General features: G+C 69.6%; 16 protein-coding genes. 10 read left to right on the plus strand and 6 right to left on the minus strand.

Annotated elements, in window-relative coordinates; translation table 11 throughout:
* Positions 1–13 precede the first annotated feature (13 nt).
* The 6 genes from CEK69_RS10315 to CEK69_RS10340 all read left to right on the plus strand — a co-directional run bounded on the left by CEK69_RS10315 (position 14) and on the right by CEK69_RS10340 (position 7,831).
* Positions 14–2,158, plus strand: coding sequence for an FUSC family protein (locus CEK69_RS10315; RefSeq protein ID WP_152182601.1), 2,145 nt, complete (start codon positions 14–16; stop codon positions 2,156–2,158).
* Positions 2,159–2,297: 139 nt separating this feature from the next.
* The gene (gene kynU, locus CEK69_RS10320; RefSeq protein WP_152182585.1) at positions 2,298–3,569 is read left to right on the plus strand and encodes a kynureninase; all 1,272 of its coding nucleotides are present in this window, start codon (positions 2,298–2,300) and stop codon (positions 3,567–3,569) included.
* Positions 3,570–3,615: 46 nt separating this feature from the next.
* Positions 3,616–4,980 (plus strand): NAD(P)/FAD-dependent oxidoreductase, encoded by a 1,365-nt coding sequence (locus tag CEK69_RS10325; RefSeq protein ID WP_152245411.1) that lies wholly within the window; start codon positions 3,616–3,618, stop codon positions 4,978–4,980.
* 83 nt (positions 4,981–5,063) lie between these two features.
* Complete coding sequence (gene sbcB, locus CEK69_RS10330; protein ID WP_152182587.1) at positions 5,064–6,503, plus strand: exodeoxyribonuclease I; 1,440 nt, start codon at positions 5,064–5,066, stop codon at positions 6,501–6,503.
* Positions 6,500–7,186 (plus strand): DUF2461 domain-containing protein, encoded by a 687-nt coding sequence (locus CEK69_RS10335; protein WP_017908451.1) that lies wholly within the window; start codon positions 6,500–6,502, stop codon positions 7,184–7,186. Before sbcB ends, CEK69_RS10335 begins: the two co-directional genes overlap by 4 nt.
* Before the next feature lie 108 nt (positions 7,187–7,294).
* Complete coding sequence (locus tag CEK69_RS10340) at positions 7,295–7,831, plus strand: DUF2939 domain-containing protein (protein WP_017914979.1); 537 nt, start codon at positions 7,295–7,297, stop codon at positions 7,829–7,831.
* Between the two features lie 141 nt (positions 7,832–7,972).
* Here the strand turns inward: CEK69_RS10340 and CEK69_RS10345 are convergent, their stop codons facing one another.
* The 5 genes from CEK69_RS10345 to CEK69_RS10365 form a co-directional block, all read right to left on the minus strand.
* Positions 7,973–8,785, minus strand: coding sequence for a fused MFS/spermidine synthase (locus CEK69_RS10345; RefSeq protein WP_017914980.1), 813 nt, complete (start codon positions 8,783–8,785; stop codon positions 7,973–7,975).
* Positions 8,782–9,747 carry a 5'-nucleotidase gene (locus CEK69_RS10350; protein WP_017907609.1) on the minus strand — a complete coding sequence of 322 codons (966 nt, stop codon included), beginning with the start codon at positions 9,745–9,747 and terminating at the stop codon, positions 8,782–8,784. The genes CEK69_RS10345 and CEK69_RS10350 overlap by 4 nt, the downstream gene beginning before the upstream one ends.
* Before the next feature lie 135 nt (positions 9,748–9,882).
* The gene (locus tag CEK69_RS10355) at positions 9,883–10,653 is read right to left on the minus strand and encodes an NAD kinase (RefSeq protein WP_026143327.1); all 771 of its coding nucleotides are present in this window, start codon (positions 10,651–10,653) and stop codon (positions 9,883–9,885) included.
* A 201-nt stretch (positions 10,654–10,854) separates the two neighbouring features.
* Entirely contained in the window at positions 10,855–11,481 is a 627-nt protein-coding gene (locus tag CEK69_RS10360; RefSeq protein ID WP_152245413.1) for a hypothetical protein, read from the minus strand.
* Positions 11,482–11,760: 279 nt separating this feature from the next.
* Positions 11,761–16,881: an NAD-glutamate dehydrogenase domain-containing protein gene (locus CEK69_RS10365; RefSeq protein ID WP_193313954.1), complete on the minus strand. Its 5,121-nt coding sequence runs from the start codon at positions 16,879–16,881 to the stop codon at positions 11,761–11,763.
* Positions 16,882–17,122: 241 nt separating this feature from the next.
* Here CEK69_RS10365 and CEK69_RS10370 point away from each other — a divergent pair, with 241 nt between their 5' ends.
* From CEK69_RS10370 to CEK69_RS10380, 3 genes are read left to right on the plus strand one after another with little or no spacing between them, the layout of a single operon-like run.
* A complete protein-coding gene (locus CEK69_RS10370) occupies positions 17,123–17,776 on the plus strand; it encodes a TetR/AcrR family transcriptional regulator (protein WP_017907605.1) in 654 nt (217 codons plus the stop codon).
* Positions 17,773–19,062, plus strand: coding sequence for an efflux RND transporter periplasmic adaptor subunit (locus CEK69_RS10375; RefSeq protein ID WP_152245415.1), 1,290 nt, complete (start codon positions 17,773–17,775; stop codon positions 19,060–19,062). The genes CEK69_RS10370 and CEK69_RS10375 overlap by 4 nt, the downstream gene beginning before the upstream one ends.
* 12 nt (positions 19,063–19,074) lie before the next feature.
* Positions 19,075–22,248, plus strand: a complete 3,174-nt coding sequence (locus CEK69_RS10380; protein ID WP_017907603.1) for a multidrug efflux RND transporter permease subunit — start codon at positions 19,075–19,077, stop codon at positions 22,246–22,248.
* Positions 22,249–22,599: 351 nt separating this feature from the next.
* On the opposite strand, the gene CEK69_RS10385 is transcribed toward CEK69_RS10380, so the two are convergent.
* Positions 22,600–23,748, minus strand: coding sequence for an acyl-CoA dehydrogenase family protein (locus CEK69_RS10385; protein WP_017907602.1), 1,149 nt, complete (start codon positions 23,746–23,748; stop codon positions 22,600–22,602).
* A gap of 126 nt (positions 23,749–23,874) precedes the next feature.
* Between CEK69_RS10385 and CEK69_RS10390 the strand changes: the two genes are divergently transcribed.
* On the plus strand, positions 23,875–24,819 hold a 945-nt coding region (locus CEK69_RS10390; protein ID WP_193313955.1), incomplete at its 3' end, for a metalloregulator ArsR/SmtB family transcription factor.

Raw genomic sequence — 24,819 nt, forward strand, 5'->3', positions numbered from 1 at the left:
GTTCCGGCTCGCGATGCTGCGCAGCCTGATCGCGCTCAAGCCACGCGACGTGCCGGTGCGCGTGGCCCTGCGCAACACCGCCGCGGTGGTCGCGCCGCTGGCGCTGGGCGTGGCCGCCGGCCATGCCGAGTTGGGCCTGGCGGTGTCCACCGGCGCGCTCAACACCATGTTCTCCGACCAGCCCGGCCCGTACCGGGCGCGGATGCAGCGCATGCTGATGGCCGCGCTGGCGGCGGGCGTGGCCGCGCTGCTGGGCATGCTGATCGGCGCGCACACCGTGGCGCTGGCGCTGAGCGCGCTGCTGCTCGGCCTCGGCGGCGGCCTGCTGGTGGCGCTGGGCCCGGTGGCGGCGCGGGTCGGGCTGACCAGCATGATCCTGCTGGTGGTCAGCGCCGACGTGCGCCTGCCGCCACTGCAGAGCGTCGGCGTGGCCACGCTGATCTTCGCCGGCGGCGTGCTGCAGATGCTGATGGCGCTGGCCGCCTGGCCGCTGCAGCGCTACCGCCCGGAACGCTTCGCCCTGGCCGACCTGATGCGGCAACTGGCCGGCATCGCCCGCCAGCGGCCCGGCGCGACCGCGGCGCCGCCGGCCACCGAAGCGGTGCTCGAGGCGATGGTGATGCTGCACGGCGAGCACCGCTCGCGCGGGCGTGCGGTGCAGGCGTTCCGGGTCATCGCCGAGCTGTGCGAACGCGCGCGGCTGGAGCTGCTGACCCTGGCCGACCTGCACGGACGCCTGGACGCAGGATCGCCCGCGCGGCTGCCGATCGAGCGCGTGCTCGAGCGCAGCGCGGTGGTGCTGGACCAACTCGCGCACGCGCTGGACAGCGCCGAGGACCCAGACGCGGCCACTGCGTCGATGACCGGATTCGACGATCTGGTGGATGCGCTGGCGCAAGTGCAGTCGCAGACCGAAGACACCCGCGAACGCCGCCTGCTGCGCATCGCCGTGGCCCGTGCGCAGGGCCTGGGCGGCCAGCTGCGCGCGCTGGCGCGCAATGGCCGCTGGGCCAGCAGCCGCGGCGAGATCCAGGCCGAACTGGCCGAGGCGCAGTTGCCGGCAGCGCTGCGTCCGCTGGCGCCGCTGCAGACCTTGCGGGCGAATCTGAAGCTGTCCTCGGTGGCGTTCCGCCACGCACTGCGCTGCGGCGTGTGCCTGGCGCTGGCGGTGCTGTTCGCCCGCTGGCAGGCGATCCCGCACGGCTACTGGATCCCGATGACCACGGCGATCGTGCTCAAGCCGGATTTCGGCGGCACCCTCAGCTTCGGCGCGCTGCGCGTGGCCGGCACCTTCGGCGGGCTGCTGCTGGCCACCGTGCTGGCCCACTTCGTGATGGACGGGGCGGTGGTGCGGCTGCTGTTGCTGACCGTGTTCTGCCTGGGGTTCCGCCTGCTGACCCAGGTCAACTACGGGCTCGGCGTGGCCTGCCTGACCGGCATGCTGGTGCTGCTGCTGTCGTTCGAGGGCATGGCCCCGGGCGAGGCGATCGGCGAACGCATCCAGGCCACCGTGCTCGGCAGCGCGCTGGCGCTGGCGGCCTACGCGCTGTGGCCGACCTGGGAACGCAAGCACATCCGCGCGATCCTGGCGCAGTTGCTGCTCGCCTACCGCGACCATCTCGATGCGGTGCTGGAAGGCCGCCTGCAGGCGCTGCCGGACACCCGCGCGGCCTCGCGCACCGCGCGCACCAACGCGCAGGCCTCGATCGAACGCCTGCGCGGCGAACCGCGGCGCAAGCGCAACCTGCGCGAACTGACCCTGGCCGAATCGGTGCTGGCCAACGGCAACCGGCTGATCCGCGCCTCGCTGGCGCTGGAGGCGGTGCTGCGCGATGCGCCGCCGCTGCCGCCGTTGCCGGAACTGCAGCAGTTCCGGCAACAGGCGCATGCCGCACTGACCGAACTGGCCGAAAGCCTGCGCAGCGGCACGCCGCCGGCACAGGCCAGCCTGCGCGCGGACGAGCGGCGCCTGGCCGAGGCGCTGGCCGCGCAGCCGCAGGACGGCAGCGACGGCGGCGCGCTGCCCGCGCTGGCCGACACCAGCGACCGCGTCGCCGACAGCGTCGGTACCCTGACCCACCTGGTCCGCAGTGCGCTGCTGCCGGCTGCCGCGGCCGCCAAGGAACAACCGCAGGTGACCGCGCGCCGCAGCGGATGAACGCGCCGTCGCCTCGCGCCGGCCGCGCATTCGCTGTTGCAGAGGTCCACGCGGCCGTGCCCCGCGCCATGCCACGCACTCACCTCCCGTCGTCCCACACGCTCTAGACTCTCGCCCTGCTTCCCGGAATCCAATGCCGATGAACGAGATCCTGTCCCGCCAGCACGCCATCGCCCTCGACGCCGCCGATCCGCTGCGCGCCCTGCGCCAGGAGTTCCTGTTCCCGCAGCACCAGGGCGCCGACCAGGCCTACTTCGTCGGCAACTCGCTGGGCCTGCAGCCGCGCGGCGCGCGCGCCGCGGTGCAGGAGGTGCTGGACAAGTGGTCGTCGCTGGCGGTGGAAGGCCATTTCAACGGCGACACCCAGTGGATGACCTACCACGAACTGCTGGCTGCGCCGCTGGCGCGCCTGGTCGGCGCGCACCCGCACGAAGTGGTGGCGATGAACACGCTGACGGTGAACCTGCACCTGCTCATGGTCAGCTTCTACCGGCCCACCCGCGAGCGCCCGGCGATCCTGATCGAGGCCGGCGCGTTCCCCTCCGACCAGCATGCGGTGGCCTCGCAGATCCGTTTCCACGGCTTCGACCCGGCCACCGACCTGATCGAAGTGCAGCCCGACGGCGTCGATGGCACCGTGTCGCTGGCGGCGATCGAGCGCGCCATCGCCGAGCACGGCCCGCGCCTGGCGCTGGTGCTGTGGCCGGGCGTGCAGTACCGCACCGGCCAGGCCTTCGACCTGGCCGCGGTGGCGCGGCTGGCGCGCGTGGCCGGCGCCGCGGTCGGCTTCGACCTGGCCCACGCCATCGGCAACGTGCCGCTGCACCTGCACGATGCCGCGCCGGACTTCGCGGTGTGGTGCCACTACAAGTATCTCAACGCCGGCCCCGGCGCGGTCGCCGGCGCCTTTGTGCACGAGCGCCACGGCCACGGCGAGACCCCGCGCTTCGCCGGCTGGTGGGGCCACGACAAGCGCACCCGTTTCCGCATGGCGCCCGAGTTCGTCGCCGCGCCCGGTGCCGACGGCTGGCAGCTGAGCAATCCGCCGATCCTGAGCATGGCCCCGCTGCGCGCCTCGCTGGACCTGTTCGAGCGCGCCGGGCTGGACGCGCTGCGGCAGAAATCGCAGCAACTGACCGGCTACCTGGAGACGCTGATCCGCGCGCGCCTGGCCGACACCCTGCGGATCATCACCCCGTCCGACCCGGCACAACGCGGCTGCCAGCTGTCGCTGCGCGTGGCCGGCGGCCGCGAGCGTGGCCGCGCCCTGTTCGAGTACCTGCAATCGGTCGGCGTGCTCGGCGACTGGCGCGAGCCGGACGTGATCCGGATCAGCCCAGTGCCGCTGTACAACCGCTACCGGGACATCTACCGCTTCGTCGAGGAAGTGGAAACCTGGGCCGGCGTCTGAGCCGACTTCTTCGCGCGGCCAGCCGCCGCGCTTTCCGGACACCGCATTGAACGCATCCCCCCGCAGCATCACCCTGATCGGCGCCGGCCTGGCCGGCTCCCTGCTCGCCATCCTGCTCTCGCGCCAGGGCTGGCAGGTCACCGTCTACGAGCGCCGCGGCGACCCGCGCGTGCACGATTACGAGCGCGGCCGCTCGATCAACCTGGCCCTGGCCGAACGCGGCCTGCACGTGCTGCGCCAGGCCGGCGCCGATGCCGCGGTGATGGCCAAGGCGGTGATGATGCGCGGGCGCATGGTGCATTTCGCCGACGGGCACCAGCAGTTGCAGCGCTATGGCCGCGACGACAGCGAGGTGATCTGGTCGGTGCACCGCAACGACCTCAACATCACCCTGCTGCAACTGGCCGAGCAGGCCGGCGCGCGCATCCACTTCTACCGGCGCCTGCACACGGTGGATTTCGATGCCGGCTATGCGCGTTTCATCGACGACCGCGATGACCAGCCCCACGACATCCGCTTCGACAGCATGATCGGCGCCGACGGCGCCGGCTCGGCGCTGCGCGCGGCGATGCAGCGCAAGGCGCCGATGGCCGAGCACATCGAGTTCCTCGACCATTCGTACAAGGAACTGGAGATCCCGCCCGGCGCCGACGGCGGCTTCCGCATCGAAGCCAACGCCCTGCATATCTGGCCGCGCGGGCACTACATGTGCATCGCCCTGCCCAACGATGAGGGCACCTTCACCGTCACCCTGTTCCTGCCCAACAAGGGCGAGCCCAGCTTCGCCACCGTGCGCAGTGGCGACGAGGCGCTGGCGCTGTTCGCGCGCGATTTCGCCGATGCACTGCCGCTGATGCCGCAACTGGCCGAGCACTGGGAGCAGCATCCGCCGGGCCTGCTCGGCACGCTGCGCCTGGAGCGCTGGCACCTGGACGGCCGCGCAGTGCTGCTGGGCGACGCCGCGCACGCGATGGTGCCGTTCCACGGGCAAGGCATGAACTGCGCGTTCGAGGATTGCGCGGCGCTGGCCGCGCACCTGCAGCGCGAGCCGGACCTGGCGCGCGCCTATGCCGCCTTCGAGGCCGAGCGCAAGCCCAACGCCGGCGCGATCCAGCAGATGGCGCTGGAGAACTACGTGGAAATGCGCGACCGCGTCGGCGACGCCGGCTTCCTGCTGCAGCGCGAACTCGGCCAGGCCCTGCAGGCGCGGCATCCGACCCGCTTCGTGCCGCACTACACCATGGTCACCTTCCTGCGCACGCCGTACGCGCAGGCGCTGGAACGCAGCGAAGTGCAGCGCGACATCCTGGTCCAGGCCACGCAGGGCCACAGCGACCTGTCGCGGATCGACTGGCACTGGCTGGAGGGCATCGTGCACGCGCGGCTGGCACCGCTGGAGGGGGCACATTGAACCGGCGTAGCCTATCCGGACACCCGCTCCTACAAGCGTCCCCACACTCCTAGCCTCGCCTGCCTCGCACCATTCGATTCGTCATGCCCGACAGCTTCCTCTTCTACGACCTGGAAACCTTCGGCGCCGATCCGCGGCGCACGCGCATCGCGCAGTTCGCCGCGGTGCGCACCGATGCCGAGCTCAACGTGATCGAGGAGCCGATCAGTTTCTTCGTCAAGCCCGCCGACGACCTGCTGCCCTCGCCGGTCGCCACCCTCATCACCGGCATCGCCCCGCAGCAGGCCTTGCGCGAGGGCGTCAGCGAAGCCGAGGCGTTCGCACGCATCTCCGAGCAGATGGCGCGGCCGCAGACCTGCACGCTGGGCTACAACTCGCTGCGCTTCGACGACGAGTTCGTGCGCCATGGTCTGTTCCGCAACTTCTACGATCCCTACGAACGCGAGTGGCGCAACGGCAACTCGCGCTGGGATCTGCTGGACATGCTGCGGCTGATGCACGCGCTGCGCCCGGAGGGCATCGTCTGGCCGCAGCGCGAGGACGGCGCCACCTCGTTCAAGCTGGAGCAACTGGCATTGGCCAACGGCGTGCGCGACGGCGATGCGCACGAAGCGCTGTCCGACGTGTACGCCACCATCGGCATGGCCCGGCACTTCCGCCGCAGCCAGCCGCGGCTGTGGGAGTACGCGCTGAAGCTGCGCGACAAGCGCTTCTGCGGCAGCCTGCTCGACGCGGTGGCGATGCAGCCGGTGCTGCACGTGTCGATGCGCTATCCGGCCGCGCGCCTGTGCGCGGCGCCGGTGCTGCCGCTGGCGCGGCATCCGCGCATCGACAGCCGCGTGCTGGTGTTCGACCTGGAAGGCGACATCGAGCCGCTGCTGCGCTATTCGCCGGAACAGATCGCCGACCGCCTGTACACCCCGCAGGCCGACCTGCCGGAGGGCGAACAGCGTATCCCGCTCAAGGAAGTGCATCTGAACAAGGCACCGGCGCTGGTCGCCTGGGCGCACCTGCGCGAAGCGGATTTCGCCCGGCTGCGGCTGGACCCCGCGCAACTCCTGGCCAAGGCCGCGCGCCTGCGCGAGGCCGGCCCGGCGCTGGCGGAGAAGGTGCGGCGGGTGTTCGCCAGCGAGCGCGCCGCGGTGCCGGTCGATGTCGACGCCTCGTTGTACGACGGCTTCCTGGCCGATGGCGACAAGCGCACGATGGCTCAGGTCCGCGCCACCCCGCCGGCGCAACTGGCCGCGCTGGAAGGCCAGTTCCGCGATCCGCGCCTGCCCGAGCTGCTGTTCCGCTACCGCGCGCGCAACTGGCCGCAGAGCCTGTCCATCGCCGAACAGGCGCGCTGGGACGACTACCGGCGGCAGCGCCTGCAGCAGGACAGCGGCCTGTCCGAACTGAGCTTCGACGCCTTCTACGCGGAACTGGCCGGTTTACGCCTGGCTCACCCGCAGGATGCTACCAAGCAAGCCCTGCTCGACCAGTTGGCCGCCTGGGGCCACGACCTGCAACGCAGCCTATGACCAGCTATTTCAGCGACGCCAGCTTCAAGTTCCTGCGTGCCCTGGCACGGCACAACGACAAGGCCTGGTTCAACGACAACCGGCACAAGTACGAAGAACACGTGCGCCAGCCGTTCCTGCGCCTGATCACCGACCTGCAGCCGGACCTGGCCCAGGTCAGCGAGCATTTCCGCGCCGACCCGCGCGGCGTCGGCGGCTCACTGTTCCGCATCCACCGCGACGCGCGCTTCTCCCACGACAAGTCGCCGTACAAGACCTGGCAGGGTGCGCGCCTGTTCCACGAGCGGCGCAAGCAGGTGCCGGCGCCGTCGTTCTACATCCACCTGCAGCCGGGCGAGAGCTTCGTCGGCGCCGGGCTGTGGCATCCGGAACCGGACACGCAGCGCAAGGTGCGCCAGTTCATCTTCGACAATCCCGGCAGTTGGAAGGCCGCCGCGCATGCGCCGGCGCTGCGCCGCCGCTTCGACTTCGAGGAAAGCGAGATGCTGGTGCGGCCGCCGCGCGGCTTCCCGGCCGACTTCGAGTGCATCGACGACCTCAAGCACAAGAACTGGGTGTTCTGGCGCCAGCTCGACGACGCGACCATGACCGGCCCGCGGCTGCGCACGCAGGTCGCCGCCGACCTGCAGACGCTGGGCCCGTTCGTGGACTATCTGTGCGCGGCGCTGGACCTGGAGTTCTAGAACGGCAGTGCTTCCCCGTCGGAGCGGCTTCAGCGGCGACAGGCATTCCCGGTCACGCGTCGCGGCTGATCCGCTCCTGCAGAACGCCCACACGCAAGGAGACATGCGATGAAGAAATGGCTGGCCTTGCTGTTCCTCGCCCTGCTCGCCCTCGGCGGCTACGTCGTCGCTGGGCCGTACCTGGCCATCCGCGGCATCGACCAGGCGTTGCGCGAGCGCGATGCGGCGGCACTGGAGCGCTACGTCGACTTTCCCACGCTGCGGGTCAACCTCAAGGCCCAGGTGGACGATGCGCTGGTGCGCCGCGCCGGCCCCGACCTGCAGTCCAGCCTGTTCGGCGGGGCGCTCCTGTCGCTGGCCGGCGGCCTCGGCGGCATGAGCGTGGATGCGATGGTCACCCCGACCGGCATCGGCGCGCTGATGCAGGGCGACGCGCTGTGGAAACGCGCCAGCGGCGACACCGTCGGCGGCGATACCTACGCCGCGCCGCGCCCGCCACAACCACTGCGCCAGGCCGAACACCGCTTCGAATCGACCACGCGCTTCGTCGCCACCGTGCACACCGCCGACGGTACCGCCGTACCCTTCGTATTCACCCGTGAGGGCCTGCGCTGGAAGCTCAGCAACATCCTGTTGCCGTTGTAGGGCGACTTGCCATCGTCCTGGCGCGTGGTGTCGCCCGGGACCGCATGCATTGTCTCCCCCGGTCGTGCTTGCACCGGCGGCGGCATGGCGTGGACTGAACCGTCTGGCCGACGCAGCCATCGCCCGACAGCGCAGCCCCGGCTAACGCACCCCGTCCGCCCCCGTCCTGCCCGCCATCGCCTGCTGCACGCGCCGGAACGGCATGCGCAGTTGCCAACGCGCCGACCACGGCAGGCGGGCCAAGGCCGCGTGCGCGTCCAGCGCCGGCAGCGCACCGGTCCAGGCGAACACCACCTGGTTGTCCATCTGTGGCTCGTCCAGGCGCAGCACGCGGCCGCCGAACAGCGCGCGCAGATGCGCCAGGTGGCGGCGGGTGTCGGTGTCGTACAGGTTCACCGCCAGTACCCCGCCCGGGGCCAGCGCCGCGTGGCAGTCCTCGTAGAAGCCGCGGCTGAGCAGCGCGGCCGGGATGCCGTCGGCGTCGTAGGCGTCGAGCAGCAGCAGGTCGTAGCGGTCGCGCCGTTGCCGCAGCAACCGCGCGCCGTCGCCGTGCACGGCCTCGAAGCGCGCATCGTCGTCCGGGATGCGGAACGCCGCGCGCAAGGCCAGCACGTCGGCGTCGGCCTCGATCGCCTCGATCCGCGCCTGCGGCAGGTGCCGATAGCAGAACTTGGCCTGCGAACCGCCGCCGAGGCCGACGATGCCGATCCGCCGCGGGTCCGGGCGCAGCAACAGTGCGGCGAGCATGCTGCGGGTGTAGCCCACCTGCAGCACGTCCGGCCACCACGTGTACATGCGGCTCTGGGTCACCTCGCCCTTGAACTGCAGGCTTGTGTAGCGCCAGCCGTGGCGCACGTAAGGCCGCCCGGGACGCAGGTCGGCAGGCGCATCCGCTCCTTGCCGCAGCAAGCGGCGCAGCGCGGCCCAGCGGCCGCCGCCGGGCGCCGCACTCACGGCTTGGCGATGTCGTTGGCGACCCCGTGCGGCACATGCCCGGCGGCGACGCGCTCGCGGGCGGCGCTGTCGATGTTGTGCTGCGAATCGTCGAAGAAGATGTCCGCGCCGAAGGCCTGCAGGAACGGCCCCTTGTGGCGGCCGCCGAGGAACAGCGCCTCGTCCAGGCGCACGCCCCATTCGCGCAGGGTGCGGATCACCCGCTCGTGCGCCGGCGCCGAGCGTGCGGTGACCAGCGCGGTACGGATCGGCGAGGCTTCGCCGGCCGGGAACGCGGACTGCAGCGCATGCAGCGCCGACAGGAAATTGCGGAACGGCCCGCCGGTCAGCGGCTCGCGCGCGTTCTCGCGCTCGTAGCGGCCGAACGCCTCCACGCCCTGCTCACGCGAGAAGCGCTCGCCCTCGTCGCCGAAGATCACCGCATCGCCGTCGAAGGCGATGCGCAACTGGGTGGACAGGCGATCGGCATCGATCGCGCCGGCGGCCGCGGCCGCTTCCTGCGCGTGCTCGCCCGGCGGCTTGGGCAGGATGGTCGCCGCGGCGATGCCATGGCTGAGCGCGCGCCGCACCGACTCCGGGTTGGCCGAAAGGAACAGATCGGTGCCAAACGGCTTGACGTAAGGCCAGGTCGCCTCGCCGGAGGTGAAGGTGGCACGCACGATGCCCAGGCCGTAGTGCTGGATCGAATTGAAGATGCGCAACCCGGTATCGGCGGAATTGCGCGACAGCAGGATCACCTCCACCGGCGGCGTCTCCGGCGGCGTGCCCTGGTTCAGCGCCAGCAGCTTGCGCACCACCGGAAACGCCACCCCGGGCGCCAGCACATCGTCCTCGCGCTCGCGCTGATACGCGCTGTACGCCTCCACCCCCTCCCGCTCGAACAGGGCATGGCCCTCTTCAAGATCGAACAGGGCGCGCGAGGTGACCGCGACGGTGAGCAGACGTGGGGAGTTGTCGGACATTTTGGGCTGGGAGTGGGGAATCGGGAATGGGGAATAGGGAAAAGCGGTTTGCGGGCGTGGAAGTTATCCAGGGAAAGGGAATTGTCAGGAAACCGCTCTTGCGATTCCCCATTCCCGATTCCCCACTCCCCGCCCCTACACCATAAATTGCTCGCTCAAGATCCGCTCCTCCAGATTGTGCTCTGGATCGAACAGCAGGGTGACCAGGCGGTCGCGGGATTCGCGGATGGTGACTTCGACCACGTCGCGGGTCTCGTGCGAGTCGGCGGTGACGCTGACCGGGCGCTTGTACGGGTCCAGCACGCGGAAGCGCACCTCGATGTCGGCCTTGAGGATCGCGCCGCGCCAGCGCCGCGGCCGGTACGGCGCGATCGGGGTCAGTGCCAGGGTGTGCGAGCCCAGCGGCAGGATCGGTCCGTGCGCGGAGGAGTTGTAGGCGGTGCTGCCGGCCGGGGTCGACACCAGCACGCCGTCGCAGATCAGTTCATCGACCCGGGTCTGGCCGTTGAGGTCGATGCTCACGTGCGCGGCCTGTCGGGTCTGTCGCAGCAGCGAGACCTCGTTGTAGGCCAGCGAGCCGGTGGTGGCGCCGGATTCGGTCTGCGCCAGCATTTCCAGCGGGCGCAGCTTGGCCGGCTCGGCCAGGGCCAGGCGCGCGACCAGGTCGTCGTCGCGGAACTGGTTCATCAGGAAGCCGACCGTGCCCAGCTTCATGCCGAACACCGGCTTGCCCAGGCTGCCGTGGCGATGCAGGGTCTGCAGCATGAAGCCGTCGCCGCCGAGCGCGCACAGCACATCGGCGTCGGCCGGCTCGCAATCGCCGTAGCGCCCGACCAGTTGAGTGCGCGCGTGCTGCGCCTCCGGCGCGACGCTGGCGAGGAAACAGATGCGGGGCGAGGACGGCAGGACGGAAGCATTCATGGCCCCGATCATACCCGGGGCGCCATGACCGGCGCGCGGCGGCGAACCGGCGGCACGCGCTTGCAGCCGAGGCAGCGGCCAATCCGCGGCAGTTGCATGCCGCGTCCGCACCGCGCTGTGATGGGACCTGCGGCGACAGCCATTGCAGGCCGGTGCCCGGTACCGGGCCGAGTCGCTCCGCCCGCCTTATCTGCCGGACATGAAGTCGCGGCACGCAGTCTCCGTCGCCTGCTCCTGCATCGCCTGGCGCACCGATGCCGGCACCAGCGGGCCCAGATGCTCCCGCACCTGCTGCGCCAGTTCCACCGACCGGATCTCGCCCATCCCCTCCTGCGTGCGCGCATCGGCCAGGCACAGCCAATACCAGGCGCGCGCCAGATCCCGGCACGCTTCCGGGCCGCAGGCCTGGATCCAGGCCAGTTCGGGTTCCCAGCCGGCACCCGAGCACCAGCCGGGACGGCTCCATTCGGCCAGCAGCGCGGCATGGTCCGGGATGGTGCCCACGCCCAGGAAGCGACGGCGGCCGTACGCGCGCATGGCCACGCTGCAGCCACGGATGTCCAGCCAGGTGCGCGCATAGACCGCACGCTTCAGTGCCGCCAGTGCCGCGGCCTGCTCGCCGTTGGCGTCCAGCTGCAGAAACAGCGCATAGGCGGCATCGCCCACCGATTTCCTGGCAAGTGCACGCAAGCGTCGCAGGTCGCCCTGCCGTGCCTGCTGCAGCGCACGCTGCAGCCGCAGCTCCAGCGGAGGCTGCAGTGCCAGGAAGACGATCAACAACAGGAGCGCTGCGGGGATGGCCAGGTACAGCATGTACGCCTCGAAATGCGGCGCTGCAGCCGTGTGCTCGCCCGATGGCGCGGATCGTATCAGCGCGGGCTGTCAGAATCCCGCGGCCTTGCATGACGCCGTCGGTCGCCGCAGCGGTGCGCCGCCGGCCTGGCTCCAACGGAGAACGTGGGGCGAGCGCGGATCCCCGCCAACGACGCGTGACAGCAATCGCCTGCCACGCGCCATGCGTCGCCATCGGGCGACGCGGTACCGCAGTGGGCCAGACCCGCGCGCGCGGGCCTGGCCATCCGGCGCGATCGGTCAGACGCCGTGCGCCGCCAGCTGGCCGAGTCGCTGCACCGCCACCGACACCGTCGGGTAGTCCAGCGTCTTCTGCGCAGCCAGTTCCTGCAGCATGCTCAGGGTGAAGCGCAGGCTGCTGTCGTCGCGCTGCAGCCAGTGCTGCACCTTGGCTTCGGCGGTGCCGCCCGGCAGGCTCAGCGCCTGGCCGGCCAGCACGCCGTGGTGCTTGGCCAGTTCGTCGCGCAGCACGCCGCGGGCCACCGCATGCCAGCGGCCGTTGACCTCCAGCGCGTCGATCTGCTCGAACAGCCACGGCAACTGCAGCGCCTCGCCGAGGCGGAAGTGCACCTTCGACACCTCCACCGGCTTGAGCTTGCGGGTGCGCGCCATTTCGATGATGTCGAACGCCGGCTCCAGGAAGCGCAGTTCCGACAGCTGCTGGGCGAGCGCCGGCGGCAGGCCCTTGTCCTGCCACTCCTGCACCAGCGCCTCGTAGCGCGGACGCTGCGAATCGGGCAGCACGCCGGAGGCGACGCGGATGTCGTTGAACGGCTCGTAGTAGCGCTCCACCGCCGCGGTGATGCCCGGCATCGGGCCCGGACGGAACAGCAGCCAGCGCACGAAGGCGCGCTGCAGCGTCCAGATCACCTCCAGCGCGTCGATCTGCACCGACTCGGGCACCTTGCCGTCCAGCGCATCGATCTGCGTCCACAGCGCGCGCGCATCCAGCGTCTCACGGCTGATGGTGTAGGCCTTGGCAACCTCGGCGATGCTGCGGCCGGTGTCTTCCTGCATGCGCATCAGGAAGGTGGCGCCCATCCGGTTGATGGTGGTGTTGGTCACCGCGGTGGCGATGATCTCGCGCTTGAGGCGGTGCCGCTCCATCGCATCGGCGTACTTCTTCTGCAGCGGCTGCGGGAAGTAGCGCTGCAGTTCCTTGGACAGGTACGGGTCCTCGGGGATGTCCGATTCCAGCAGCTGCTGGAACGCCACCAGCTTGGAGTAGGACAGCAGCACCGCCAGTTCCGGCCGGGTCAGGCCCTGGCCACGCGCCTTGCGCGCGGAGATCTCCGCGTCCGAGGGCAGGTATTCGATCTGCCGGTCGAGCAGGCCCTGCGCCTCCAGGGTGCGGATGAAGTGCTGCTTGGAGCCCAGGCGGGTGACGCTCATCCGCTCCATCAGGCTCAGCGCCTGGTTCTGGCGGATGTTGTCCCACAGCACCAGCTCGGCGACCTCGTCGGTCATCGACGCCAGCAGCTTGTTGCGCGCATCCAGGGTCAGCTTCTTGGCCTGCACCACGTCGTTGAGCAGGATCTTGATGTTGACCTCGTGGTCGGACGTATCCACGCCGGCCGAGTTGTCGATGAAGTCGGTGTTGAGCAGCACCCCGACCTGCGCGGCCTCGATACGGCCGAGCTGGGTCAGGCCGAGGTTGCCGCCCTCGCCCACGACCTTGCAGCGCAGCTCGCCGCCGTTGACGCGCAGGCCGTTGTTGGCGCGGTCGCCGACATCGCCGTGGGTCTCGCTGGCGGCCTTGACGTAGGTGCCGATGCCGCCGTTCCAGAACAGGTCCACCGGCGCCTTGAGGATGGCGTTCATCAGCTCGTTCGGCGAGAGTTGCTTGACGCCCGGCTCCAGGCCCAGCGCCTCGCGCACCGGCGCACTGATCTCGATCGACTTGAGCGTGCGCGGATAGATGCCGCCGCCGGCGCTGATCAGCTTGGCGTCGTAGTCGGCCCAGCTGGAGCGCGGCAGCTTGAACAGGCGCTCGCGCTCGGCGAAGGACGCCGCCGCGTCCGGGTTCGGGTCGAGGAAGATGTGGCGGTGGTCGAACGCGGCCAGCAGGCGGATGTGGCGCGACAGCAGCATGCCGTTGCCGAACACGTCGCCGGACATGTCGCCGATGCCCACGCAGGTGAAGTCCTCGCTCTGGCAGTCGCGGCCCAGGGCGCGGAAGTGGCGCTTGACCGACTCCCAGGCGCCGCGCGCGGTGATGCCCATGCCCTTGTGGTCGTAGCCGACCGAGCCGCCGGAGGCGAACGCATCGCCCAGCCAGAAGCCGTGGTCCAGCGCCAGGCCGTTGGCGATGTCGGAGAAGGTGGCCGTGCCCTTGTCGGCGGCGACCACCAGGTACGGATCGTCCTGGTCGTGGCGCACCACCTGCGGCGGCGGCACGATCTTGCCGCCGACGATGTTGTCGGTGATGTCCAGCAGGCCCTGGATGAACAGCTTGTAGCAGGCGATGCCTTCGGCCAGCACCGCGTCGCGGTCGCCGCCGACCGGCGGGCGCTTGCAGAAGAAGCCGCCCTTGGCGCCGACCGGCACGATCACCGTGTTCTTGACCATCTGCGCCTTGACCAGGCCCAGCACCTCGGTGCGGAAGTCCTCGCGCCGGTCGGACCAGCGCAGGCCGCCACGCGCCACCGCGCCGAAGCGCAAGTGCACGCCTTCCACGCGCGGGCCGTACACGAAGATCTCGCGGTACGGACGCGGCTTGGGCAGGTCCGGCACCTTGGCCGAATCCAGCTTGAAGCTGATGCAGTGACCCAGCCCGCCATCGGCGGTGCGCTGGTAGTGGCTGGTGCGCAGGGTCGCCTCGATCACGCCCTTGAAGCTGCGCAGGATGCGGTCCTCGTCAAGGCTGGCGACCTGGTCGAACAGCTTCAGCAACGCGGCCGAGACCGCCTCCAGCTGCGCGTCGCGGCTGCCGCTGCGCGCATCGATCACCGGCTGCAGCGCCTTCAGCGCCGCGGCATCGTCCTTGGCCAGCAGATGCAGTTGCGCCGTCAGCGCGGCCTGTCCCTCGGCGATCTGCGCCTTGCTCTCGTTGCCGGTGGCCGGATCGAAGCGCGCCTCGAACAGCTCCACCAGCAGCCGCGCCAGCAGCGGATAGCGGTTGCAGGTCTCTTCCACGTAAGCCTGCGAGAACGGCACGCCGGTCTGCAGCAGGTACTTGCAGTAGCCGCGCAGCACCGCGACCTGGCGCCAGCTCAGGCTGGCACCGACGATCAGGCGGTTGAAGCCGTCGTTCTCGGCGTCGCCGCGCCAGATCCGCACGAACGCCTCGCACAGCGGCGCGTCGGCAGCGGCCACATCGATGCTGCCGGCCAGCGGCTCGACCTCGAAGTCCTGGATCGACAGCGCGGTGCCGTCGACCACCAGCCGATAAGGACGCTCGGAGATCACCCGCAGGCCCAGGTTCTCCATCATCGGCAGCACGTCCGACAGCGGCAGGTCGTCGTGCTGGCGGTACAGCTTCAGGCGCAGGCTGTCGGCGCCGTCGCGGCGCAGCGCCTGCAGGCTCAGGTGCAGGTCTTCCGGACCGCGCAGCGCGGCCAGGCGCTCGACGTCGCGCGCGGCGATCTGCGCGGTCGACTCCTCGATGTAGCCGGCCGGCAGCGCGCGGCCGTAGCCGGCGGCCAGGCGCAGGCCATCGCGCTCGCCGCAGCTGGCCACCAGCGCCTCGCGCAGGTCGTCGTGCCAGTTGCGCAGCAGGTGCGCCAGGCGCGACTCCAGTTCGGTGGTGTCGAACTCCAGCGCCTCGCCGGGCTTGGGCCGCACGATCATGTGCAGCTGCGCCAGCGGCGATTCGCCCAGCACCACGTTGGAATCGATGTACTCGCCGTGCAGCGCGTCCTTCAGCAAGGCCTCGATGCGCAGGCGCACGTCGGTGTTGAAACGCTCGCGCGGGATGTACACCAGCGCGGAAATGAAGCGGCCGTACTTGTCGCGGCGCAGGAACAGGCGGCTGCGCACCCGCTCCTGCAGGCCCAGAATGCCCATCGCGGTGCGGTACAGCTCTTCCTCGTTGGACTGGAACAGCTCCTCGCGCGGCAGCGTCTCCAGGATATGGCGCAGCGCCTTGCCGCTGTGGCTGCTCGGGGTCAGTTCGGACTTGCGCATCACGTAGTCGAAGCGCTCGCGCACCAGCGGGATCTCCCACGGGCGGCGGTTGTAGGCGCTGGAGGTGAACAGGCCGAGGAAGCGCTGTTCGGCGACGATGCGGCCCTTGGCGTCGAACTCCAGCACGCCGATGTAGTCCATGTAGCCGCTGCGGTGCACCCGCGAGCGCGCATTGGTCTTGGTCAGGATCAGCGCTTCCTTGGTGCCGGACTCGCTGAGACCGTGTGCGGCCAGCGTGCGCACCGGCCGCGCCGGCGACTTGTCCTGCCCGCGCAGCAGACCCAGGCCGCTGTCTTCCAGCGGCGCCAGCACGTCTTCGCCGCCCTGCTTCTCCACGCGGTATTCGCGGTAGCCGAAGAAGGTGAAATGGTCGGCCGCGGCCCAGCGCAGGAATTCCTGCGCCTCGCGCCGGCCCTTGTCGTCCACCGGCAGGCGCCGCGTGGTCAGGTCGTCGGCCAGCGCCAGCATCTTCTCGCGCATGCCGCCCCAGTCGCGCACGATGTTGCGCACCTCGCCGAGGATGCGCCGGATCGCCGCTTCCACCTGCGCCATGTCTTCCGGCGGCTGGCGGTCGATCTCCAGCGCCATCAGCGATTCCGCCTTGCCCTCGCCCACGTTCTCCAGCGTGCCGCCCTTGTCGCGCTGCATGCGCAGCACCGGGTGGCCGAGCACGTGCACGCCGATGCCCAGCTCCGCCAGCGCCATGCTCACCGAGTCGACCAGGAACGGCATGTCGTCGTTGACGATCTGCAGCACCGTGTGCGAGGACTCCCAGCCGTCGTCCTTCAGGTTCGGGTTGAACACCCGCACGTTGACCGTGCCCGGCTTGCGCTTGCGTGCGAACTCCAGCATCGACGCGGCCAGCGCCGCCCACTCCTGCGCGCTGTGGTGGGGGAACTCGTCCTCCTCCATGCGCTTGTAGAACTCCTCGGCGAAGGTCTGCGCCTCCTCCTGGCGCGCGGCCGGATAGCGCTTGCGCAGCGCCGCGAACACCGACGCCAGGCTGAAGGCGCTGGCGGCCGGCGCCGCGTCGATCACCTTGGCGGTCGCCGGCACGGTCGCGGCCAGCCTGGGCGGCGTCGCGGCCTTGCGCGGGGCGGCGGCCTTGGCCGCAGGCTTGTTGGCGGCCGCCTTGGTCTTGGCAGGCGCCTTGGCCGGCTTGGTGGCGGACGGGGTCGCGGAGGTGTGGGTGGCGGCCGAAGATTTGGAACGGGAAGCGGCGTGTTTGGGTTTCATGACGGAGAGCAGCAACGATGCTCGATGGGAAAGCCGGAATTGTACCGGTGCTCCGTTCAACTACCTTGCTGCATCGCAAACCAATGGAGCGGCCGCGGCGACGCGCCAGATCGCGCAAAGCGACCGCAACACCATCATCACGCGGCGGTCACCATGCTTTGCCGGCCACGCTGTTGTCAGCAAGAACACCCCTGTGTCAAGGCTGTTCTAATTCTAAACTGGACGGTATAGTCCACAATCGATGAGCACTCCCCTCGCCTCCGCCGCACAGCGCCAGGCGCGCGACCAGCGCGTGTACGCTGCCGTGCGCGAATTGCTGGCCGAGGAAGGCATGGGCCTGAGCATGGATGCAGTGGCGGCACGTGCCGGCTGCTCCAAGCAGACCCTGTACAGCCGCTACCGCAGCAAGCAGGGTCTGCTGCGGCGGGCGATGCAGGATCACCTCGATCTGGCCACCGCGCACCTGGAGCCGGTGCAGGACGATCTGCGCGGCAGCCTGCTGCGTTTCGCCTGCGAGTACCTGGAACAGCTGTCGGAACCGCGTGTGCTGCAGAGTTGCCAGCTGATCGCCGCCGAGTCGCGGCACTTCCCCGAAGAAGCGCGCGCCATGTTCCGCGACAGCGCCGGCGCGCTGATGCAGCGCCTGAGCGAGCGCCTGCGCGGCGCCATGGCGCGCGGCCAGCTCCGGCATGACGATCCGCACTTCATGGCCGAGCTGCTGTTGAGCATGATCGTCGGCATGGATTTCGAGCGTCAGCGCTTCCACAGCGCGCATCGCGGCGACGCCGCCGCGCAGCGCGCCTGGGCCGAGTTCGCCGTGGACGGCTTCTTGCGCGCGTTCGCCGCCGCCCCTTTTCTTCCTTCTACAAAACCAGACCGGAGTACCACCCGATGACCTCCCCGTTGCGTTCTCTCGCCCTGGCCTGCGCCGTCGTGGTGGTGTTGGCGTCCTGCAAGAAACAGGAGCAGCAGCAGGCCATGCCGCCGCCGGAAGTGGGCGTGCTGCAGGCGCAGCCGCAGACCGTGCCGCTTGAGCGCGAACTGGTCGGCCGCCTGTCCGCGTTCCGCAGCGCCGACGTGCGCGCCCGCGTGCCCGGCGTGCTGGAAAAGCGCCTGTACACCGAAGGCACCGACGTCAAGGAAGGCCAGCCGCTGTTCCAGATCGACCCGGCGCCGCTGCGTGCGACCCTGGCCTCGGCGCAGGGCCAGCTGGCCGCGGCCGAAGCCACCTACGCCAACGCCAAGGCCGCCGCCGCCCGCGCGCGCAGCCTGGCGCCGCAGGCCTACGTGTCCAAGTCCGACCTGGACAACGCCGAGGCCACCGAACGCAGCTCCGCCGCGTCGGTGCAGCAGGCCCGTGCGGCGGTGGAAACCGCGCGTATCAACCTCGGCTACGCCACCGTCACTGCGCCGATCGCCGGCCGCGCCGGCAAGCAGCAGGTCACCGAGGGCGCGCTGGTCGGCCAGGGCGACAGCACGCTGCTGACCACGATCGACCAGCTGGACCCGCTGTACGTCAACTTCTCGATGAGTTCCGACGAACTGGCGCAACTGCGCCAGGCGCAGACCGAAGGCAACGTCGCCCTCAACGCCGAGGACAAGTCCACCGTGCAGATCAAGCTCGGCGACGGCAGCACCTATGCGCATGCCGGCACCCTGGACTTCTCCGGCGCGGCGGTCGACCCGAGCACCGGCTCGGTGACGCTGCGCGCGCTGCTGCCCAATCCGGACCGGGTGCTGCTGCCCGGCGCCTTCGTCAGCTTCTCGGCCAACCTGGGCCAGCGCAAGGACGTGTACCTGATCCCGCAGGCGGCCGTGCTGCGCGACGCCAAGGGCGCCTATGCGCTGGTCGTCGGCAAGGACAGCAAGGTGCTGCGCAAGGACCTGACCACGGTCGGCCAGCAGGGCGACAAGTGGATCGTCAGCGGCGGCCTGCAGAACGGCGACCAGGTCGTGGTCAGCGGCCTGCCCAAGGTCAAGGAAGGCGCACCGGCTGTGGCCAAGCCGTGGGATCCGAATGCCGCCGCCCAGGGCCAGGGCCAGGGCCCGGGTGCCGGCGCAGCGCCCGGCCAGGGTGCCCAGGGCGCTGCGGCGCCGGCCAAGGACGCCGCCCCGGCGCAGGGCGCAGCGCACGGCGATGCGCCGAACGCCGCCTCGCCTTCCGACCAGCCGAAGCAGTAACGGACTCCCCCCATGCCTAAGTTCTTCATCGAACACCCGGTCTTCGCCTGGGTGGTGGCGATCCTGATCTCGCTCAGCGGCGTGATCGCCATCCTCAATCTCGGCGTCGAGTCGTATCCCTCGATCGCCCCACCCCAGGTCACCGTCAACGCCACCTATCCCGGCGCCAGCGCCAGCACCACCGAACGCTCGGTTACCCAGGTCATCGAGCAGCAGCTGACCGGCATCGACCACCTGCTGTACTTCAGCTCGTCGTCGTCCTCCAGCGGCAGCGCCACCATCACCCTGACCTTCGAGACCGGCACCGACCCGGACATCGCCCAGGTGCAGGTGCAGAACAAGGTGTCGCTGGCGACCCCGCGCCTGCCCTCGGAAGTGACCGCGCAGGGCGTGGTGGTGGCCAAGGCCAACGCCGGCTTCCTCAGCGTGATCGCGCTGCGTTCGGACAACCCGTCGATCGACCGCGACGCGCTCAACGACATCGTCGGGTCGCGGGTGCTGGAACAGATCTCGCGCGTGCCCGGCGTCGGCAGCACCCAGCAGTTCGGTGCCGAGTACGCCATGGACATCTGGTTGAACCCGGAGAAGCTGCAGGGTTACCACATGTCCGCCACCGACGTGTACAACGCGATCCGCGCGCAGAACGTGCAGTTCGCCGCCGGCTCGCTCGGTTCGGATCCGGCGCCGCAGGGCCAGTCGTTCACCGCCACGGTCAGCGCCGAGGGCCGCTTCACCTCGCCCGAGCAGTTCGAGAACATCATCCTGCGCGCCGACGGCAACGGCACCGTGGTGCGGCTGAAGGACGTGGCCCGGGTCGCGTTCGGCCCGACCAACTTCGGTTTCGACACCCAGTACAACGGCAAACCGACCGGCGCCTTCGCCATCCAACTGCTGCCGGGCGCCAATGCGCTGAGCGTGTCCGAGGCGGTCAAGGCCAAGATGGACGAGCTGCAGCCCAGCTTCCCGCAGGGCGTCACCTGGTTCACGCCGTACGAGAGCACCACCTTCGTCAAGATCTCGATCGAGGAAGTGGTCAAGACCCTGGCCGAGGCGATCGTGCTGGTGTTCCTGGTGATGCTGGTGTTCCTGCAGAACTTCCGCGCCACCATCATCCCCACCCTGGTCATCCCGGTGGCGCTGCTGGGCACCTTCCTGGGCATGTGGGCGATCGGCTTCACCATCAACCAGCTGACCCTGTTCGCGATGGTGCTGGCGATCGGCATCGTGGTCGACGACGCGATCGTGGTGATCGAGAACGTCGAACGCATCATGTCCGAGGAGCACCTGGCGCCGAAGGCGGCCACGCACAAGGCGATGACCCAGATCACCGGCGCGGTGGTGGCCATCACCGTGGTGCTGGCGGCGGTGTTCATTCCGTCGGCGATGCAGCCCGGCGCGGCCGGCGCGATCTACAAGCAGTTCGCGATCACCATCGCCATGTCGATGGCGTTCTCCGCCTTCCTGGCGCTGAGCTTCACCCCGGCGCTGTGTGCGGCGTTCCTCAAGCCCACCCACAACGACAACCCGAACTGGGTCTACCGCACCTTCAACAAGTACTACGACAAGCTGGCGCACCGCTACGTCGGCGCGGTGGGCAACACCATCCGCCGCGCGCCGCGCTGGATGGCGGTGTTCGCCCTGCTGGTGGTGCTGTGCGGCTTCCTGTTCACGCGCATGCCGGGCAGCTTCCTGCCGGAAGAGGACCAAGGCTTCGCGCTGGCGATCGTGCAGCTGCCGCCGGGTGCGACCAAAACCCGCACCAACGAGGTGTTCGCGCAGATGCGCGGCGTGCTGCAGCAGCAGAAGGCGGTCGAAGGCATGCTGCAGGTGGCCGGCTTCAGCTTCCTGGGCCGCGGCGAGAACGTGGGCATGGGCTTCATCCGGCTCAAGCCCTGGGACGAGCGCGACATCGCCGCCGGCGACCTGATCCAGCAGTTGAACGGGATGTTCTACGGCATCAAGGACGCGCAGATCTTCGTGGTCAACCTGCCCACGGTGAACGGCCTGGGCCAGTTCGGCGGCTTCGACATGTGGCTGCAGGACCGCAGCGGCCAGGGCGAGGAAGCCCTGCTGCAGGCACGCAACATCGTGCTCGGCAAGGCCGCGCAGCGCCAGGACACCCTGGCCGGCGTGCGTCCGAACGGCCTGGAGAACTCGCCGCAGCTGCAGTTGAAGGTGGACCGCGTGCAGGCGCAGTCGATGGGCCTGTCGGTCAACGACATCTACCAGTCGATCCAGCTGATGCTGGCGCCGGTGTACGTCAACGACTTCTTCTACGAAGGCCGCATCAAGCGCGTCAACATGCAGGCCGACGCGCCGTTCCGCACCGGTCCGGAGTCGCTGCGCAACTTCTACGTGCCCAGCAGCACTGCCTCCGATAGCAGCGGCCTGCCGCAGATGATCCCGCTGAGCACGGTGGTGAGCTCGGACTGGATCTACAGCTCGCCGTCGCTGAGCCGCTACAACGGCTACTCGGCGATCAACATCGTCGGCAACCCGGCGCCGGGCGGCAGTTCCGGCCAGGCGATGAGCGCGATGGAGGACATCGTCAACAACGACCTGCCGCCGGGCTTCGGCTTCGACTGGAGCGGCATGTCGTACCAGGAAATCATCGCCGGCAACACCGCCACGCTGCTGCTGGTGCTGTCGATCGTGGTGGTGTTCCTGTGCCTGGCGGCGCTGTACGAAAGCTGGTCGATCCCGGTGTCGGTGCTGCTGGTGGTGCCGATCGGCGTGCTCGGCGCGGTGGCGTTCTCGCTGCTGCGTGGCCTGCCCAACGACATCTACTTCAAGATCGGCCTGATCACGGTGATCGGCCTGGCCGCCAAGAACGCGATCCTGATCGTCGAGTTCGCGGTGGAGCAGCGGGCGATGGGCAAGACCCTGCGCGAGGCCGCGGCCGAGGCGGCGCACCTGCGTTTCCGTCCGATCCTGATGACCTCGTTCGCCTTCATCCTCGGCGTGCTGCCGATGGCGATCTCCACCGGCGCCGGCGCCAACGCCCGCCACGCCATCGGTACCGGCGTGATCGGCGGCATGCTGTTCGCCACCGTGCTGGGCGTGCTGTTCATCCCGCTGTTCTTCGTGATGGTGCGGCGCATGCTCGGCGACAAGCTGGACGAGCCGTCGAAGGAGTTCACCCAGATGCAGGAAGCCGGCCTGGCGCGGCATCAGCCGGATCGCTGAGGCGCCGGGATGAGCAGCCATTCGGCTGCTGAAAAGCCAGGGATTCGGGAGTGGGGATTGGTGAATCCTCCTCTCGGACTTGATCCTTCCGCCTTGTAGAGGCAAACAAAGAGCGGCCGCAAGGCCGCTTTTTGTTGTCCGGGAATCTGGTCGGGAAGCGCGACCCAACACCCCATGCAGGCGGAGCGCTCCTTGAAGGCTGAGCGCTCCTTGTGGGAGGAACTTCAGTCCCGACGCATTGCAGCCAGACGCCGCTTATGCCTTTCCACACAAGGAAAAAAAGCGGCCCTGCGGCCGCTTTTTCCCTAGATCCTCAAGCGAGTCGGGATCCGGCAATCCCCACTCCCGGCCTCACCGCAACCCGGTCTCGTTACGCGCGATCACCAGGCGCTGGATCTCGCTGGTGCCCTCGTAGATCTCGGTGATCTTGGCATCGCGGAAGTAGCGCTCCAGCGGCATCTCCTTGGAATAGCCCATGCCGCCGTGGATCTGCACCGCCTGGTGGGTGATCCACATCGCCGCCTCGGAGGCGGTCAGCTTGGCCACCGAGGCCTCGGTGGTGAAGCGCTGGCCCTGCCCCTTCAGCCAGGCCGCGCGCAAGGTCAGCAGCAGCGCCGCGTCCAGCTTGCACTTCATGTCGGCGATCTTGGCCTGGGTCATCTGGAACGCGCCGATCGGCGAACCGAACGCCTTGCGCTCCTTCACGTACTCCAGGGTCGCCTCGTAGGCGGCGCGGGCCAGGCCGATCGCCTGCGAGGCGATGCCGATGCGGCCGGCGTCGAGCACGCTCATCGCGATCTTGAAGCCCTCGCCCGGCGTGCCCAGCACCTCGTCGGCGCTGGCCACGTAGTCCTGGAACTCGATCTCGCAGGTGGCCGAGGCGCGGATGCCCAGCTTGGGCTCGGTCTTGCCGCGGTGGAAGCCGGGCTTGTCGGTGTCGACCACGAAGGCGGTGATGCCGCGCGCGCCCTTGTCCGGCTCGCTCATCGCGAACAGCACGATGTACTTGGCGACCGGGCCGGAGGTGATCCAGCTCTTCTTGCCGTTGATGACGAAGCTGCCGTCGTCCTGGCGCACCGCGCGGCACCGCATCGCGGTGGCGTCGGAGCCGGACTGCGGCTCGGTCAGCGCGAAGGCGCCGATCTCGCGGCCCTCGGCGATGGCGCGCACATACTTCTGCTTCTGTTCCTCGTTGCCGTTCTTGAGGATGCCGGCGCAGAACAGCGAGTTGTTGACCGACATGATGGTCGAATGCGCCGCATCGCCAGCGGCGATCTCGACCATCGCCAGCACATAGGCGATCGGGTCCATGCCGGCGCCGCCGTACTCTTCCGGCACCTCGATGCCCATCAGCCCGTTCTCGCCCAGCAGGCGGATGTTCTCCAGCGGGAATTCGCCGGCACGGTCGTGGTGCTCGGCGCTGGGGGCGATGCGCTCCTGGGCGATGCGCCGCGCCACGTCCTGGATCATCAATTGCTCTTCGGTAAAGCTGAAATCCACGTCGAACCCCTCCCGGGCATATTGGTCCGGCCATTGTAGCCGTGCCGACCATACGCCGGCGTGTGCAACTTGACCGGAACCGCCGCGCGGACCAAAATATCTCTATATCGCGATAGGAAGATATTTATGGATCTGGAGGACTGGTCGTCCCGGCTGAAGGTCTTCGCCGACGCCACCCGCGTGCGCCTGCTGGCACTGCTGGAACAGGAGGAGCTGACCGTGGCCGAGTTGTCGGCCATCACCCGCCTGGCGCAGCCGCGGGTCTCGACCCACCTGGCCAAGCTCAAGGAGGCCGGGCTGGTGCGCGACCGCCGCGCCGGCGTGTCGGCCTATTATCGCTTCGACGAGACCCTGCTGGATCCGGCCCAGCGCGCGCTGTGGCTGGCGCTGAGCACCGGCAGCGACGACCCGCTGCTGCGCCAGGACGCCGAGCGCGTGGCCGCGGTGCTGGCCAACCGCGCCGCCGACCAGAACTGGGCCGACTCGGTGGCCGGCGACATGGAGCGCCACTATTCGCCGGGCCGCACCTGGGAAGCGCTGGCGCGCACCGCCCTGCCGCTGCTGGAGACCGGCGACGTGCTCGACATCGCCTCCGGCGACGGCGTGCTGGCCGAACTGGTGGCGCCGCACGCACGCCGCTACGTCTGCATCGACACCAGCGCACGGGTGGTGGCCGCGGCCAGCGAACGCCTGCGCCGGCTCGGGAATGTGGAAGTGCGCGAGGGCGACATGCATGCCCTGCCCTTCGCCGATGCCAGCTTCGATCTGGTGGTGATGATGCATGCCCTGACCTATGCGACCAAGCCGGCGCAGGCGGTCTGCGAATCGGCGCGGGTGCTGCGCCCAGGCGGCCGCCTGCTGCTGTGCAGCCTGGCGCGCCACGAGCACAAGGCCGCGGTGCAGGCCTACGGCCACGTCAACCTCGGCTTTTCGGCCAAGGAACTGCGCAAGTTCGTCGGCAAGGCCGGGCTCGAAGTCTCCAGCCTGGAAACCGTGACCCGCGAGAAGCGCCCGCCGCACTTCGAAGTGATTTCGTTGATTGCGGGGAAGCCGGGAATCGGGAGTGGGGAA

This window comes from Xanthomonas sp. LMG 12462 (assembly GCF_009192885.1).
Classification (GTDB): Bacteria; Pseudomonadota; Gammaproteobacteria; order Xanthomonadales; family Xanthomonadaceae; genus Xanthomonas_A; species Xanthomonas_A sontii.

Bases quoted from the DNA above. Each gene is read 5' to 3' on its own strand.
- CEK69_RS10365 (WP_193313954.1), bottom strand. From the start codon at position 16,881: ATGAAACCCAAACACGCCGCTTCCCGTTCCAAATCTTCGGCCGCCACC.
- sbcB (WP_152182587.1), top strand. From the start codon at position 5,064: ATGCCCGACAGCTTCCTCTTCTACGACCTGGAAACCTTCGGCGCCGAT.
- CEK69_RS10350 (WP_017907609.1), bottom strand. From the start codon at position 9,747: ATGTCCGACAACTCCCCACGTCTGCTCACCGTCGCGGTCACCTCGCGC.
- CEK69_RS10370 (WP_017907605.1), top strand. From the start codon at position 17,123: ATGAGCACTCCCCTCGCCTCCGCCGCACAGCGCCAGGCGCGCGACCAG.
- CEK69_RS10375 (WP_152245415.1), top strand. From the start codon at position 17,773: ATGACCTCCCCGTTGCGTTCTCTCGCCCTGGCCTGCGCCGTCGTGGTG.
- CEK69_RS10335 (WP_017908451.1), top strand. From the start codon at position 6,500: ATGACCAGCTATTTCAGCGACGCCAGCTTCAAGTTCCTGCGTGCCCTG.
- CEK69_RS10380 (WP_017907603.1), top strand. From the start codon at position 19,075: ATGCCTAAGTTCTTCATCGAACACCCGGTCTTCGCCTGGGTGGTGGCG.
- kynU (WP_152182585.1), top strand. From the start codon at position 2,298: ATGAACGAGATCCTGTCCCGCCAGCACGCCATCGCCCTCGACGCCGCC.
- CEK69_RS10340 (WP_017914979.1), top strand. From the start codon at position 7,295: ATGAAGAAATGGCTGGCCTTGCTGTTCCTCGCCCTGCTCGCCCTCGGC.
- CEK69_RS10360 (WP_152245413.1), bottom strand. From the start codon at position 11,481: ATGCTGTACCTGGCCATCCCCGCAGCGCTCCTGTTGTTGATCGTCTTC.
- CEK69_RS10315 (WP_152182601.1), top strand. From the start codon at position 14: ATGCTGCGCAGCCTGATCGCGCTCAAGCCACGCGACGTGCCGGTGCGC.